Origin of the sequence: Companilactobacillus paralimentarius DSM 13238 = JCM 10415 (assembly GCF_001434985.1) — a bacterium.
In the GTDB taxonomy this organism is placed as follows: Bacteria; Bacillota; Bacilli; order Lactobacillales; family Lactobacillaceae; genus Companilactobacillus; species Companilactobacillus paralimentarius.
This window is the reverse complement of sequence record NZ_AZES01000115.1, coordinates 1-14962: the sequence shown is the minus strand read 5'-3', so window position 1 is coordinate 14962 and position 14962 is coordinate 1. Positions and strand designations below refer to the sequence as shown.

The window sequence follows — 14962 nt, the reverse complement described above, 5'->3', positions numbered from 1 at the left end:
TATGAGTTCTTTTTTATTTTCTTCTTACTCGTTGCACTTCAATTGTAAATTCGTCGCACTAAAAAAATAATTAAGCACTATTCATGCGGATGTAAGTGCTTAATTTAAGTTTAACTGTTTGCTCTTAATTAAGCACTTATATCTACTTTCAAATAAGCATTGGCTCAGTTATTATCAAATTTATAATTAATATAATTTAACGAACACCATCCCTTCAATGAAGAACTTCCTGTGTCTGTGAGGTCTACAAAGTAGTTCCCAAACAAAAAGAACAGCTTCCATTAAATATTCAACATATGTTATGTACTTGAATATCTCTTAATAGATACTGTTCTTATTTATTATTTAGATTCTACATTTTATCCATTGTTTCATTTAACAAAGCATCGACACGGTTGTTCCCTACATTGGTTGCATGTCCTTTAGTCCACTCAAAAGTTTTCTTAGGAACAGTTGGCAAAAGTTGATCCAATTCACGCCACAATTCGACATTTACCGGCGTACTACCGTCAGCTTTTTTAAAACCTCTTCTCTTCCAACCATTAAGCCAATTTTGAGTAATGGCGTTGAGAACGTACTGTGAATCTAAGACAAATATCGCATTTTGTTGGTTGATTTTAAGCTCATTTAATCGTTTAATACTCTGAATTAGGGCCATTATCTCCATGCGATTATTTGTCGCTCCAAATTCTCCACCAGTTCCTTCATATATCTGGCCATTATTGTTGATATGATAAGCCCAAGCGGCTTTATCAGAATCTTTCACATGACCACCTTTAAAGTTACCATGATTTCTGGACCCACCGTCGGTATAAATAACGATGTCAAAATCTTCAATATTGGAAACCTTATTAGTAGATTTTTTTGTTGTTGTTTTTCTACTATTGTTATAGGAATCTTTTCCATCAATAAAGGCTTGTGCTTGTGCCTTATCGGGAAAACTTTTATATCTAGCTCCGGTGAAACCATCGACTTGAGCCTTACAGTCTGCCCAGGTTAGATAAATTCCAGGCTTCTTACCACGTCGTACTGCATAATATTTTTGCAATGTCATACCTCATTTGGTTAATTTTTCTCAATAATAATTATATAATAATATCTTGTTGGGGTGAATTTATGAAAAAAGGGCAATGGCCGATTCTCTACATCCACGGTTTTCGTGGTGGAGACTATACGACTAAGAAAATGATTGAATCTGCTTTAAAATGTAACGGTAAACAGAAGGACCAATTTCTCAAAGCAATCATTGATTGGAAGGGAAAGGTCACATATGAGGGAGTTTGGACTGAGGATGAACATCCTATTGTTCAAGTTGTTTTTCAAAATAAATGGATTGGCAGTAACCAAATGGCATATTGGTTAACCAAGCTATTATTTAACTTACGCTTAGAACATGAATTCACAACTTATGATGCAATTGGTCATTCTCTGGGTGCTGTTTCATTAGTACTGGTTAATTTGAAAGAAAAAATGCGTCCCTACATGCCTAGGTTGAAAAAATTAGTACTCATTGCTGCACCGTTCAACGGGATTATTGGTTTGGGAGATCTTCCCAACATCAACCGAATCAAACCAAATGGACGTCCGGCTTTTATGAGTCCAACCTACTTTAGAATTTTTATGAATGAAAAAAGTATCTCAGACGATTTACGCGTTTTGAACATTTTTGGAAATGTCGGCGATCACTCTAATAGTGATAAATACATTTCCGTTACATCTGCCAAGTCTATTTCTTACATTCTCAAACCGCGAGTAAAAGAATACACCGAATATCTTATTAAGGGCTCTAATGCAGAACACTCAATGCTTCACGATGATTCAGAGATTCTAAAAATGGTCAACGGGTTTATTTATTATAATCCGCTGTCATAACGTTATATAATTACATTACTACAGTTTTAACAGAGATTTGGAGGGGATTTCTATCAAAGCTTGGGAATTATTTAAATTAGATTTAAAGAGGACATTAAAATCCAAACCCGCAACTTTATTGATGCTGGCTCTGGTTATTTTACCGTGTTTATACTGTTGGTTTAACGTTTGGGCCCTATGGGACCCCTACTCTAACACCAGTGGTCTAAAGGTTGCTGTTTATTCAGACGATGCGCCAGTCGAAGTACAAGGTCAAAAAATTGAAATTGGTGATCAACTAATCGACAACCTTAAAAAGAATCATAAACTAGGTTGGACTTTTGTCAACTCCAAAAAGGAATTAGACCAAGGTGTCAAAGATGGTTCTTACTACGCTGGAATTTACATTCCAAAAACTTTTTCTAAGGACATTATCAGCTTCTTATCTGGAACTATTAAAAAACCGAAGCTGGTCTTTAAGGTAAATCAGAAAATCAATGCGATAGCCCCGAAATTGACTCAATCTGGGGCGACGACTTTACAAAATACAATTTCTTCTGAATTCGTGGGAACTATCAGTAAAACTATTACACAAGCTTTGAACAAGTCAGGAATGGATATTAAAGATAACCTTCCAATGTTAAGACGATTCGAATCCTTATTAGTCACAACTGATGATAATCTCCCCGAATTACAGGACATTATGGACAAAGTTCAAAAGGCTAATACCCTAGTACCTAACTTGAATCAAAAATTGAATCAAGTCAACGACATGTATGGATATTTGCCACTATTAAATGAGGATGCTAACAAATTAGTTAATGTTAATAATATTTTGCCATTAGCCGATGTTGGTGGAACTGCTGCCAAACAACTCAAGAATAAGATTCCTGAAATTCAAAATGCTGGTACTCAAATCAACGAAGTAGATACAGACTTTGGTAAGATTTCCAGCTTAATGAGCTCCAGCATCACTCAAGTTCAAAACGGATTGGAAGTTATTCAGAAGGTTCAAAACGTTATGCCTGAAGTTCAAAAATTAGGTGAAGACGCTAAAAATGCTACTGACAAAACAACTTCTGAACTAATTCCTAAGATTCAACAAGCTTTACCCGTTATCAAGACAACCATCGATACTGGTTTATCAATGGTTTACAACCTTGGTAAGCAAATCAGTACTTCTGCCGAGATGATCAATACTTTAATCGACAAGATCAAAGAAGATCCAACTAATCAACAATTGAAAGAACAATTGAAGACTGTTATTCAAAACATTGCTACTGACTCAACCCATTTGGCAAAAGTCAGTCGTCAAGTTGCTTCGGCTTTAACTAATCTCCAAAACTTCTTCAACCGTCTAGCTGAACAATTAGGTAAAGATAAGTTGACTCTACTCGACAGACCTATTCAACATCTAAATGATTTAGCTACGTTGAACGATACCTTAGCTACAAAAGCTAATGATATTTTGAATAACTATGACAGTTTAGATACTTCCGAATTACAAAGTAAGCTAACCGATTTACAAACACATGCAAATCAAGTAGCTGATGGCGTCAATACAATCAAGAACATCAACATTATGGATTCAGTTTCAACAATCGTTACTGATATCAACAGTTTCTTAAAAGAACTTAGTTCTACACTAGGAACTTTCAACACTGATATTATTCCAACAATTCCAGGACTCTTGAACAATACTGAAGGAATTTTGAACACCGCTTTAAGTTACCTTCAAAAGTATCAAAAACAATTGCCTGCTGTTGGTAATGAAATTCACGATGCTAACCAATTATTGAACGGTAATATGACTAATATCGTTACTGGAATCGGCTTACTAAATGATTTCTATGACAATGATTATCCAACTTTGAAGAACAAATTAGCCAAAGCTACTTTCTTCGTTCAATATGAATTGCCATCAATTGAAAATGAGTTAACTACTACTTTAAATCTAGTTAACTCCAAGACACCAGAATTAGAACAAGCACTATCGACTGCTAACGATTTTGCCGAAAATGATTGGCCACAATTGAAGAAAGATATTCACCATTCCGCTACCTTGTTGAAGAAAGGCAAGAAAGACGTCGACCTCGGAGCTATTATTAGATTAATGAAATCCGATGCCAACAAAGAATCAGATTTCTTCTCTAATCCAGTCAAATTAAAGCAAGACAATCTCTATGACGTACCAAATTACGGATCAGCCAGTGCGCCATTCTACTTAGCCCTCTGTATTTGGGTTGGAGCACTATTACTATCCAGTGTCTTCACTGTCCACTTTAAATTAGATGATAAGCAAAAGTATCTCTATACATTCAAGCAAAGATTCAACGGTCGTTACTTAACCTTTGGTTTCTTAAACCAATTACAAGCAATCTCCGCAGCTCTAGGAAATCTATTTATCTTGCATGCTTATACCAAAGAGAAGATATGGTTAATTGTCTTCTGTATGCTAGTAAGTTTCGTCTTCATTTCGATACTATATTCATTAGTCCAGATGTTCGGAACCGTCGGAAAAGGATTAGGAATTATCATCCTGGTGCTATCGATCTCCGGAGCCGGAGGAAACTTCCCAGTAGTACTATCAGATGGATTCTTCCGAGTAATCAATCCATATCTACCATTTACATATGCGGTAAATCTAATAAGAGAAGCCGTTGGTGGAATATATTGGCCTAATGCAACCAAAGATATTATTATATTGTTAGCATTCGGAATTGGATTCTATCTGTTAGGATTACTATGTACAGAACCATTGAAGCCATTTATGCATCGATTACATAAGAGTGCTAAGAAGAGCATGATTATCTAATAAGAGAGCGGAGCAGGCCTGGGAATTTCCGAGGATTTGCCTAAGTATCAGAATTGCACGCGTACTTGGCGGGCGATTTTGGTACTGTAGCAAACCGGAAGAAATTGGCCTGTGGAGCTCATTTCAGAATAAGAGAGCGGAGCAAGGGCGATTAGCCTCCGAGGATTTGCCTAAGTATTGGAATCGCACGCGCACCATGCGGGCAATTTCAATACTGTAGCAAACCGGAAGAGGTTGCCCTTGCGGAGCTCGTTTCAAATAGAGAGCACAGCAAGCCTGCTTAGATTCCGAGCATTTGCAGGACTTTGCTAATTAGCTGCGTAGCAGATAGTTCGTGAAGTCAGGCAAAGCACAAGAATCTGGCCTGCGGAGCTCGTTTCCACTATTAAACATAGAACAATGGTTATTCCCAAAAAGAACCACAAACCACAATAAGAAAAAAAAGGGAGGGATAAGTAATACGACCAACCACCGTATGAAATTTTTTAATGACAAACCAAAAAATGCGCGATTATCGACCTTTTATCACAAATAACTTCTGCTGGGACTTTCCCAGTCGCTTCAATTTAAAAGAAGTTAGCGAGTTTCTAGATGAGGACATCGACCCTACAACCGAATATATCTCTAATACCGCTAAAGTTATCATGAAAAATGATGGCATTTACTGGTTTATTCAAAAGAAGGATGCCAAACAGATTTCAGCTTTGATCAGTCTTAGTGACCTTGATTTGGAGAAACATTCGGCAGCGTTGATGATAACTTTCAAAGATCTAAGTGATGCTGAAAAGAAAGAAATCTCGGATCGATTACTCATCTTCTTACGTGATCAAATCTTATTGACAGATATTGAAATTAACGACTTGGACCACCTAGTTCAAGAAAACTTCACAAATAATGGTTATACTATCTTTAACAAAAAGTTATTAAAGAGGAGTTAACAATATATGTATACATATGGTTTCTTTGGTCCCAGCTACCTCCTGATAATTATTGGTCTTGTTATCAGTTTATGGGCATCATGGTATGTAAATCATAATTTCAAGAAGTATGATGAAGTTCCTAGTCACCACGGAACTAGTGGTGCTGATGCTGCTAGATTTATTCTTGATAATGCTGGGCTTCAAAACGTTCAAATTCAAAGAGTTAGTGGTAAGTTAACCGATAACTACAACCCTACTAATAAAACGTTAAATCTTTCTGAATCTACTTACGATTCAACTTCTGTTGCAGCTATCGGTGTGGCAGCCCATGAGTGTGGACATGCCATTCAAGACCAAACAAGTTACGCCCCTATGAGATTGAGATCAGCTTTGGTTCCTGCTGTAAATCTTGGATCCAACTTTTCAATCCCAATTATTCTATTAGGTGTTATCTTGGGCGCAAATCAAACCTTGATTCAAATCGGAATTTGGTTATTCGCTTTAGTTGTTTTGTTCCAAGTAGTTACTCTACCAGTTGAGTTCAATGCTTCAGGTCGTGCCGTAAAGATCTTAAGCTCCAGTACACTCGTCGATAGTGACGAAGTACCAATGGTCAAACAAGTTCTTTTCGCCGCTGCTTTAACTTATGTGGCCGCTGTTATCTCAACTGCCCTACAACTATTACGTTTAATTCTGATTTTCGGTGATAACAGAAATTAAGTAAAAGTCGCGAAAGCGGCTTTTTTTATTACCAAATTATATTCAATAATTAGATTTTATTAGTATTTTGAAGTAAACTTTCTTTATAAATAAATAGAGGGGAATTTATTTTATGATTGATACTTGGATCATCTGGCTAATTCTCATAATTCTAACAGTCAATACTATATCCGCACTTATTACTGTTTTCCATAGACCTCGTAATATCGTTACTACTTGGGCTTGGATTTTAGTTCTTGTTCTACTACCAATTTTGGGGTTCCTTATCTATGCATTTCTGGGACGTGGGATTGCTCAAGAAAAGATATTTAATATCAGTAAACAAGAGCACTATAGTTTAAGCCAACTGAAAAGAATGGCCATTGCTGCTCAAAAGCGTCCTCAGAACGCCTCACGTTATGATGAGACGCATTATGCGGACCATATAATAAGATTCTTCAATGAAACTGAAGAAGCACCGTTAACTCGTCACAACGAGATCAAACTTTATTTTGATGGACAGGAAAAGTTCAAAGGTATGTTCGAGGACATCCGTCAAGCTAAAGAGACCGTCCATGTCGAATACTATGCTTTTATTAAGAGTGACATTGGAGACAAATTTCTCGATCTCTTAACACAAAAAGCTAAAGAAGGATTGGAAGTTCGTATTCTCTATGACCCATGGGGGTCTGGTGGTACTAAACCAAAATACTTCAAGAAATTTCAAGCTGCTGGTGGAGAAGTTTTACCTTTTATCACTTCTAAAAACGTCATCGCCAAAACTCGTTTGAACTATCACTTGCACCGAAAGATTGTTGTTATCGATGGTACAACTGGTTGGATCGGTGGTTTCAACGTTGGTGACCAATACGTCAATACGACTGAAAAATTTGGTTATTGGCGTGATACCCATTCCAGAATTTTTGGTGCCGCTACCCTCTTATTACAAGAGAGGTTTTTCCGTGACTGGAATGCTTCACTAGATCGTAACGCCGAACCATTAGCTTTCTTAGAAAAATACTTTCCATCTGATAAATTTAATTCTGACGCTAACTTACCAATTCAGATTATTTCTGATGGTCCCGATAGCCGTGAAGAGATCTTAAAAGACGGCTTTATTGATATGATTGTCAGTGCTAAGAAGAGTGTTTGGATTCAATCACCTTACTTGGTACCAGACGATGCGATGTTTACCGCTCTAACTATTGCTGCCCGCTCAGGAGTCGATGTCAGAATCATGATTCCATGTATGCCTGATCATCCCTTCATTTATCGTGCAACGCAATACTATGCTAACTTGTTAACCACTTATGGTATCAAGATTTACAGCTACCAAAAGGGATTCTTACATGCTAAGACTTCTGTCTTTGATGGCAAGATTTGTTCCGTTGGCTCAATGAATCATGATTTCAGAAGTTACTCATTAAACTTCGAGGCCAACGCTTTTATCTATGATGCTAAAGTAGCTCACCAAATTGCCCGTTCGTTTGAAAATGATATGAAAGATTCATTATTATTAACACCAGAAATCATTAAAGAACAAGGAATGTGGCTACATTTCAAACAACGATTCTCCCGTTTGTTATCACCTATTCTCTAAATTAAATTAGACACCGTAGCCGTTGTTGTCGCCGCTGCTCTGGCAACCGGACTAGTTTCTGGTATGTCTATAACTCACGTACTGACAATTCTCGGAAAAGGATTCATGGATAATCGTATGGTTTCGCTATTCTTCCTCACTCTACCAATGATTGGCGTTGTCGAAAGCCACGGTTTGAAACAGGCTGCTGTCAATGGTATTAGTAAAATCAAAAACCTTTCCGCAGGAAAAATATTCAATCTTTATTTAGCAATTCGGGAAATTACTGATGCTATGGGTATCGCGCTTTCTGGTCAGGTTCAATTCATCCGTCCTTTGATCAATCCCATGGCTCAGGCTGCTGCTAGTGTCAAAAAACCTTTAACTGATAAACAAGTTGATTTGATCAAAGCTCGAGCTGCCGCAACTGATAACTTTGGTAACTTTTTCTCACAAAATTTATTCATCGCTTCAAGTGGTGTCCTTTTAATGTCTAGTACTATGAAATCACTTGGTTATACTGCCACACCAGCCAACATTGTACTTTATTCAATTCCAATGGCTGTCATTACGTTTTTAATTACCGCCTATTACAACAGACGTTTTGATAAACAATTTGAAATCTAATAAGCGAGGTTAAACATATGAATGTTAATAATATTCTAGAAATCTTCTACGTTCTAATTGGTTTGATTATGGTCTTCGCCAGCATCGAATCATTTCGTGACAAAGATAATTCTGCTCGTATTGGTACTGGATTGTTCTGGTTAATTATGGGAATCATTTTTGCCGTTGGAAAATATTTACCTAATCTTGTTATCGGCCTTTTAATTGTTTTTGTTGGTATACTTTCTTTACTCAAACAAATCAAAGTCGGTAAACTCAAAGAAGTTAACAAAGAAGTTGCCGAAAAATCAGCTAAACGTTTAGGAGCCTGGCTCTTTTTTCCCAGCGTTGTTTTAGCTATCTTCTCTATTCTAATTAGTCAATTCACTAAATTAGGTGGTCAAGTCGGAATCGGCATTGCTTCAGTAATTGCTTTGATTATTGCTATGATCATATCTAAAACCGATGCTAAAACTACTTATCATGATAGTGAAAGAATGGTCCGTTCTGTCGGAACCGCTGGTATATTGCCACAATTATTGGCTACCTTAGGAGTGATTTTTACTGCTTCTGGTGTTGGTGATGTCACTTCCAAAGCCATTTCCGGTGTCTTTCCAGCAGGTAATCATCTCTTAGGAGTAATTCTTTATTGTGTTGCTATGGTGATCTTCACCATGGTAATGGGAAATGCTTTTGCTGCCTTTGCTGTTATTACAGCTGGAATCGGTATTCCCTTTGTTGTAGCTCAGGGCGGTAACCCCGCTGTAGTTGCTGCATTAGGTATGACATCTGGTTATTGTGGTACCTTAATGACACCAATGGCTGCTAATTTCAATTCTTTACCTGTAGCATTGCTAGAAATGAAAGATAATCTAGGCGTCATCAAGCAACAATATCCAATTGCACTAACTCTATTAGTCGTTCAAATTATATTAATGTACTTTTTAGCATTTTAAGGAGGAAGTTTTATTATGAAAATTCTTGTAACTGGTTTTGATCCCTTTGGCACTGACAAAATTAATCCTGCTATTGAGGCTGTAAAGAAATTACCCGATACAATCGCTGGTGCTGAAATTATTAAAGTAGAGATTCCAACTATCTTCAACAAATGTGCTGAAGTCGTTCATCAAGCTATTCTTGATAATAAGCCCGATTACGTTTTGGACATTGGCCAAGCTGGCGGTCGTTACGCTTTGACCCCTGAAAGAGTTGCTATCAATTTCGACGATGGTCGAATTAAAGATAATGCTGGTTACCAACCCCGTAACCAACCAATTCATGAAGACGGACAAAATGCCTATTTCACACAATTGCCCGTTAAGGCTATGGCACAGGCCATTATCGAAGCTGGAATTCCTAGTCAAGTTTCCACAACTGCTGGAACCTACGTCTGCAACCACATCATGTATCAAGTTCAATATATGATTGACAAGGAATTCCCTGATTTAAAGGCTGGTTTCATGCACATTCCATTCTTGCCTAATCAAGTTTTGAATCGTCCTGAAACGCCTTCTCTTTCATTAGCTGACGATGTTAAAGGAATCACTGCCGCTATTACAGCCATTGTTGAATGCGATGGTAAAGGTGATATTGAAGTTATCGGTGGTAGTTTGAATTAAAAGCACAAAAAAACGACTAACTGAAATCGAGTTAGTCGCTTTTTTTAATTATTAATAGTGCCTTGATTCTTCAAATAGTCCTTCTTCAAAATTATCCAAATTGTGACTATTGCCAACAATAACATAGCTGCCCCTGCCGCAAAGAATATTATAACGGCGTTATAATGGTCAAACAATACACCAAAGAACATCGTTCCAAGAGGCATCAAGACAGTACTCAAAGTCTCATCTATATTGAACACTCGTCCTTGCATATCTGGTGGTACAGTCTCTTGTAAGAAGGTATCTAGCGGTGTATTCATGAATGTTAACAAACAGCCATTAGTTGCATTGATAATGATAAAAATAATCGTGATGACTTGAGCCTTGAAGTTCGTTATTGTCGATAATCCGACTGATGACACAATAATGGAAAAGACTATCAACGCTACATAAGAAAACATGATTGTATTGAAGCGTAGATGAATTTTGCTTAAAATCAAACCGCCAAGTATCATTCCGACAGCCATCGCGGAATCAGTCATACCATATTGTACGTTTGATAACTTCAACGTCTTAACTAACAAGTATGGATAACCGATATTCATGGACGCAAAGAAAAAATTCAAAGCTCCAGAGGATAAGGTTAAAATAAAAATCAATTTTTGCTTCAACATATAACGGAAACCATCTAAAAAGTTTCCTATTATTGAAGTCTTATTAGCAGTTTCCTCAGAAGCTTCCTCATCCACTATTTTTTCAGTTTTCTTATAGTCAAATTTCAAGACTAAAATTCCCAATAAAGCAATTACTTCAAAAATAATTTCTAAGTCAGCAAATACCACGATATTGACCATTGTATAAAGCATCGCGCCTAAAATTGGTGCCAAGAACTCTGCTAATGAGGTAATTGACTGACTTAATGAATTAACTTTTTGTAATTCATCACTAGGAAAAAGTTGAATTAAGCTGGATTGAATTGTTGTGCTCAGAAGACAATCTGTAATTTCCAACATAATAATTAATCCGATCAGAATGTAAAAGTATCCCGCAGGCCACAAATTGAAACAGAGGCTGAATACTAATAACGAAACACTAGTAACGATTTGTGACACTATCATTATCATTTTATGGGGTACTGTATCAACGATGTATCCGACAAAAGGCATTATAACGACATCAACAAGTGGACCTGTGATCAACGAAACTCCCATACTAAGAGCGGAACCAGTACGTTTCAAAATATAAAGGCTGATTGCAAATTGTAGCATTTCACTACCAAAAGTTCCCGCAAACTTTACTAATAAAATTTTATTTAATTGATTGAAGAGTCTCTTATACATAAGATAGCCTCGAATTTAATTATTAAATTATTTCTAATTAAATTAGTATATCACAATGTTTAATAAACATTTTGCTAAATTCGAAGCAAATCTAGCAAAAAAAAGTTCTAAGTAAAGAATTTACTCTTCACTTAGAACTTCTTATTACAAATTACTTGATTCATAAACTTCACGAACGACTCTTTGATGATACAAATCATTCCCTTGTCCCCAGAAAATGAAACTTAACGATACGTAGATGATCGCAAGTAGAATATTTGTAGCGTTGAATTGCATTAGGCTAGATAACATCAACCAGATGATGAATCCAATTGATAATACCGGCACAATAGCTCCTAACCATATATGTGAATTATTTGCTAAAACATATTTCTCAAGAATCAAGGAGGCTATTGAACCAATCACAAAAATTGTCCCTAACATAATTACACCCCCTGTAATTAACTCAGCGATAAATATGATAACACAATTTATTTTCTGAAATAAAACCATATGTCTATGAAAACGTCTCCAAGAAGTAATTTCGGACAAATTTAGCTATCAAGTGGATAATAACGTTTAGGGGGATACTCACTTTGTACAAACAAATTACGATATATGATTTATTAGATATTCTGCATCAAAAATTAGGCGAGCAAAACTGGTGGCCCGCTGAAAATACTGAAGAAATGTTAACTGGTATGATCTTGATTCAAAATACTAACTGGAAAAACGCCGATCGTTCGTTAGCTAATCTCAAACAAGCAACCAACTTTGAAGTCGATAAAATGCTGGCTGTACCACAAGACCGGTTGCAAGAATTGATTCAACCTAGTGGCTTCTTTCATAATAAGGCCATCTACTTACGGTCGCTACTGACGGCCTATCGAAATGATTTTGCTGATTGGGAGAAACTCCCTACCAACTTATTACGTAAACGATTGGTCGCTCTCAAAGGCGTTGGTAATGAGACGGCCGATGTCTTACTACTCTACTACTTTCATCGTCCAACCTTTGTTGCTGACAATTATTCCATGAAGTTATTCCGTCATTTACATACTTTCACTGAAAAACCAACTTACATGCAATTGAAAAATGCCGTTGAACGAGATTTCAAATTAACATCCAAGCAAGCTGAAGAACTCCATGCTTTGATTGATGAATTTGGAAAACTCAAAAGTGACTTCTTCGACGATTATCAATTACGTTTACCATATTTAACGCTCCATACTAGTAAATAATTCATTTCTTTATATTTTTCTTATCATTGCGTAAACGTTTCCAATGACATATTATTGAGCTAATGAGTTTTTTTTACGAAAGGATGATTCTATGTATAGAGCTTCAGATAGTCGTTATCAAGGAAACCATATTCGCCATGCTGGTAAAACTGGTTTGATGTTGCCACCAATCTCACTTGGACTCTGGCATCACTTCAGTAGTGCTGATCCATTGAGCGAACGTAAACAAGTTATTTTGCACGCCTTTGACAAAGGTGTTTTCCATTTCGATGTTGCTAACCATTATGGCGACGGCACTAAAGATGGTTTAGGCAGTTCCGAGACATTGTTGGGGCAAATTTTAAACAGTGACTTGAAACCATACCGTGACGAATTAGTTATCTCAACTAAGGCCGGTTATGAAATCCACGATGGCCCTTATGGTGTTGGGACTTCAAGAAAATCATTGTTACAAGATATTGATGGTTCTCTAGAAAGACTTCAACTAGACTATGTTGATATTTTCTACGCTCACCGTTATGACGATACAACTCCAGTCGAAGAAACCGTCAGAGCCTTAGATGATATTGTCAAATCTGGTAAAGCTCTATATGTTGGAGTCTCCAATTTCGAAGTTCCTGAAATGAAACAAGCTATTAAGATGTTTAAAGAATTAGGCACACCATTTGTTTTGGATCAAATGAGCATGAATATCTTGAATCATCATGTTGAAGATAGTGGTCTAATCGACGTCCTTAAAGATGCTGGTGCCGGTGCTATTGCTTATGGACCTCTATCCGAAGGATTATTATCAGATAGATATCTTAACGGTATTCCTGAAAGTTTCAAGATCCATCCTACTAACGAGGAACTCTTTGCAGATGGTAAAGATGCTCTAGTTAAAAAACTAAATAAGCTTAACGACATCGCTCAAAGTCGTAACCAAACACTTAGTCAATTAGCACTAGCATGGTTATTAAGAGATCCTGTAGTTGCCAGTGTCATCATTGGAACAACTAACATTGATCATTTAGATGACAATCTCAAAGCACTAGATAATCTTGATTTCAGTAGTGATGAAGTATCAGCTATCACAAACATTCTTCAATAGAAAAGAAAAATAATAGCAGGTAATCATAATTTGGTTCTTGCTCAAATTTGGTTAAAGTGTAAATGTGCTTAAATTCCCGTCTTCCGCAAGAATTGGAAATGTGTTGGAACGCTATGGGCATGACTTGAAGCTAATAATTTCACCTTCGGCAAAATTATGGATCTCCAAGATCAGCCTTATTGTAAGCGGCGAAGCCGCTAACAATAACGTCATAGCTGAACACATTTCCAATTCTTACTCCAGACTAAATAATATTTCAATTATTTTTCTTGAGCTAAGTATGTTTAACATGTAATTTTGTAAAATAATTTAGTCTAATAAGACGAAACGGCCTCAATTAAGAAATTCAAGTAGAAGATATATCTTGAATACTTAATTGAGGCCGTTCTTTTGATTTAATTTCTATATTCGTAGATTAAAAATACTAAAATATCCACAATACTAGAACTAAGGAACCAATCGGTAGTAAAAAATTTGTGGGCCCTCAGTGGTGCAATTTTACTTAGCTTGCGTAGCAAGGTTAGTAAAAGACCGAGCTTCAAGATCCATGATTTCGCACAAAGTGCGGAATTATTAGCTTGAAGTTGTGTCCACCACGTTCCAGTGGCCCACAGATTTTTTGCGGACGACGGCATATTTCAACCATATTAGTTGGTATTTAGCTACAACCAAATTTAAGAAAGAACCGTAATTTGATTACCTGCTATTATTTGTTTTAAATACAAAAGATTTTTATCACTCAAATTGAATTATACGATCAAACATAGACTTCTCTTGTTCAGAGATTTTATGTGCGACTTCAATAACCGCAATTTGAGGATTTTTCAATATTGTATTGTGGATTGCCAATGACAATTCTGGGTCCAAAGCACTAGTTGCTTCATCTGCCAACAGGATTGGTCGTTTGGAAAGTAAGGCACGTGCAATTTCAATTCTTTGAATCTGACCACCAGAAAGATTGGCTCCATTCTCACCAACTTGATAATCCCATCCTTTTTCCCCAACTAAACTAAATAATCCTGATTTTTCAACCGCTTCTTCCATTTCAGAATCAGTTACTTTTCTCCCCAAAGAAATATTGAATTTCAACGTATCATCAAAAATGAATGGTTTCTGATTTACATAGCTGAAACTGTCGTGAGCTTTTTGCCAATCACCTGTCACATCAATTTTATCAACATAAACTTGGATGTAAGCTGATTCCTGAGACAACTTTTAAGAGAGGGTATAATGAATAAATC

Annotated in this window: 13 protein-coding genes and 1 pseudogene; 10 read left to right on the top strand and 4 right to left on the bottom strand. The window is 36.6% G+C overall.

Annotated features, from left to right (window positions below; all coding sequences use genetic code 11):
- Positions 1-352 precede the first annotated feature (352 nt).
- Positions 353-1054, bottom strand: coding sequence for a ribonuclease H family protein (locus FD33_RS09610; RefSeq protein WP_025085742.1), 702 nt, complete (start codon positions 1052-1054; stop codon positions 353-355).
- Positions 1055-1116: 62 nt separating this feature from the next.
- Between FD33_RS09610 and FD33_RS09605 the strand changes: the two genes are divergently transcribed.
- The 8 genes from FD33_RS09605 (at position 1117) to pcp (ending at position 10089) form a co-directional block, all read left to right on the top strand.
- Positions 1117-1872, top strand: a complete 756-nt coding sequence (locus FD33_RS09605) for an alpha/beta hydrolase (RefSeq protein ID WP_025085741.1) — start codon at positions 1117-1119, stop codon at positions 1870-1872.
- A gap of 37 nt (positions 1873-1909) precedes the next feature.
- Positions 1910-4666 (top strand): YhgE/Pip domain-containing protein, encoded by a 2757-nt coding sequence (locus tag FD33_RS09600; RefSeq protein ID WP_193322452.1) that lies wholly within the window; start codon positions 1910-1912, stop codon positions 4664-4666.
- A gap of 488 nt (positions 4667-5154) precedes the next feature.
- Positions 5155-5604, top strand: a complete 450-nt coding sequence (locus tag FD33_RS09595; protein WP_025085739.1) for a hypothetical protein — start codon at positions 5155-5157, stop codon at positions 5602-5604.
- Between the two features lie 6 nt (positions 5605-5610).
- On the top strand, positions 5611-6306 hold the full coding sequence (locus FD33_RS09590; RefSeq protein ID WP_025085738.1) for a zinc metallopeptidase: 696 nt from the start codon (positions 5611-5613) through the stop codon (positions 6304-6306).
- A gap of 112 nt (positions 6307-6418) precedes the next feature.
- Positions 6419-7885 (top strand): cardiolipin synthase, encoded by a 1467-nt coding sequence (gene cls, locus FD33_RS09585; protein WP_025085737.1) that lies wholly within the window; start codon positions 6419-6421, stop codon positions 7883-7885.
- The gene (locus tag FD33_RS12700; protein ID WP_034544290.1) at positions 7886-8491 is read left to right on the top strand and encodes a DUF969 domain-containing protein; all 606 of its coding nucleotides are present in this window, start codon (positions 7886-7888) and stop codon (positions 8489-8491) included.
- A gap of 17 nt (positions 8492-8508) precedes the next feature.
- A complete protein-coding gene (locus FD33_RS09575) occupies positions 8509-9426 on the top strand; it encodes a DUF979 domain-containing protein (RefSeq protein ID WP_025085735.1) in 918 nt (305 codons plus the stop codon).
- A gap of 15 nt (positions 9427-9441) precedes the next feature.
- Positions 9442-10089 carry a pyroglutamyl-peptidase I gene (gene pcp, locus FD33_RS09570; protein WP_025085734.1) on the top strand — a complete coding sequence of 216 codons (648 nt, stop codon included), beginning with the start codon at positions 9442-9444 and terminating at the stop codon, positions 10087-10089.
- Between the two features lie 44 nt (positions 10090-10133).
- Here pcp and FD33_RS09565 read toward each other — a convergent pair whose 3' ends face one another.
- On the bottom strand, positions 10134-11411 hold the full coding sequence (locus FD33_RS09565; protein WP_025085733.1) for an MFS transporter: 1278 nt from the start codon (positions 11409-11411) through the stop codon (positions 10134-10136).
- 144 nt (positions 11412-11555) lie between these two features.
- Positions 11556-11834: a hypothetical protein gene (locus FD33_RS09560; RefSeq protein WP_025085732.1), complete on the bottom strand. Its 279-nt coding sequence runs from the start codon at positions 11832-11834 to the stop codon at positions 11556-11558.
- A 152-nt stretch (positions 11835-11986) separates the two neighbouring features.
- On the opposite strand from FD33_RS09560, the gene FD33_RS09555 reads away from it, so the two are divergent.
- Both FD33_RS09555 and FD33_RS09550 read left to right on the top strand, forming a co-directional pair.
- A complete protein-coding gene (locus FD33_RS09555) occupies positions 11987-12631 on the top strand; it encodes an endonuclease III domain-containing protein (protein WP_025085731.1) in 645 nt (214 codons plus the stop codon).
- 91 nt (positions 12632-12722) lie between these two features.
- Entirely contained in the window at positions 12723-13721 is a 999-nt protein-coding gene (locus tag FD33_RS09550) for an aldo/keto reductase (RefSeq protein WP_025085730.1), read from the top strand.
- Positions 13722-14456: 735 nt separating this feature from the next.
- On the opposite strand, the pseudogene FD33_RS09545 reads toward FD33_RS09550, so the two are convergent.
- Positions 14457-14906, bottom strand: a pseudogene (locus tag FD33_RS09545) (ATP-binding cassette domain-containing protein); the annotation flags it as partial.
- Positions 14907-14962 lie beyond the last annotated feature (56 nt).

Coding starts and splice junctions, on each gene's coding strand:
- FD33_RS09590 (WP_025085738.1), top strand. CDS start 5,611: ATGTATACATATGGTTTCTTTGGTCCCAGCTACCTCCTGATAATTATT.
- cls (WP_025085737.1), top strand. CDS start 6,419: ATGATTGATACTTGGATCATCTGGCTAATTCTCATAATTCTAACAGTC.
- FD33_RS09605 (WP_025085741.1), top strand. CDS start 1,117: ATGAAAAAAGGGCAATGGCCGATTCTCTACATCCACGGTTTTCGTGGT.
- FD33_RS09610 (WP_025085742.1), bottom strand. CDS start 1,054: ATGACATTGCAAAAATATTATGCAGTACGACGTGGTAAGAAGCCTGGA.
- pcp (WP_025085734.1), top strand. CDS start 9,442: ATGAAAATTCTTGTAACTGGTTTTGATCCCTTTGGCACTGACAAAATT.
- FD33_RS09575 (WP_025085735.1), top strand. CDS start 8,509: ATGAATGTTAATAATATTCTAGAAATCTTCTACGTTCTAATTGGTTTG.
- FD33_RS09595 (WP_025085739.1), top strand. CDS start 5,155: ATGACAAACCAAAAAATGCGCGATTATCGACCTTTTATCACAAATAAC.
- FD33_RS09560 (WP_025085732.1), bottom strand. CDS start 11,834: ATGTTAGGGACAATTTTTGTGATTGGTTCAATAGCCTCCTTGATTCTT.
- FD33_RS09550 (WP_025085730.1), top strand. CDS start 12,723: ATGTATAGAGCTTCAGATAGTCGTTATCAAGGAAACCATATTCGCCAT.
- FD33_RS09565 (WP_025085733.1), bottom strand. CDS start 11,411: ATGTATAAGAGACTCTTCAATCAATTAAATAAAATTTTATTAGTAAAG.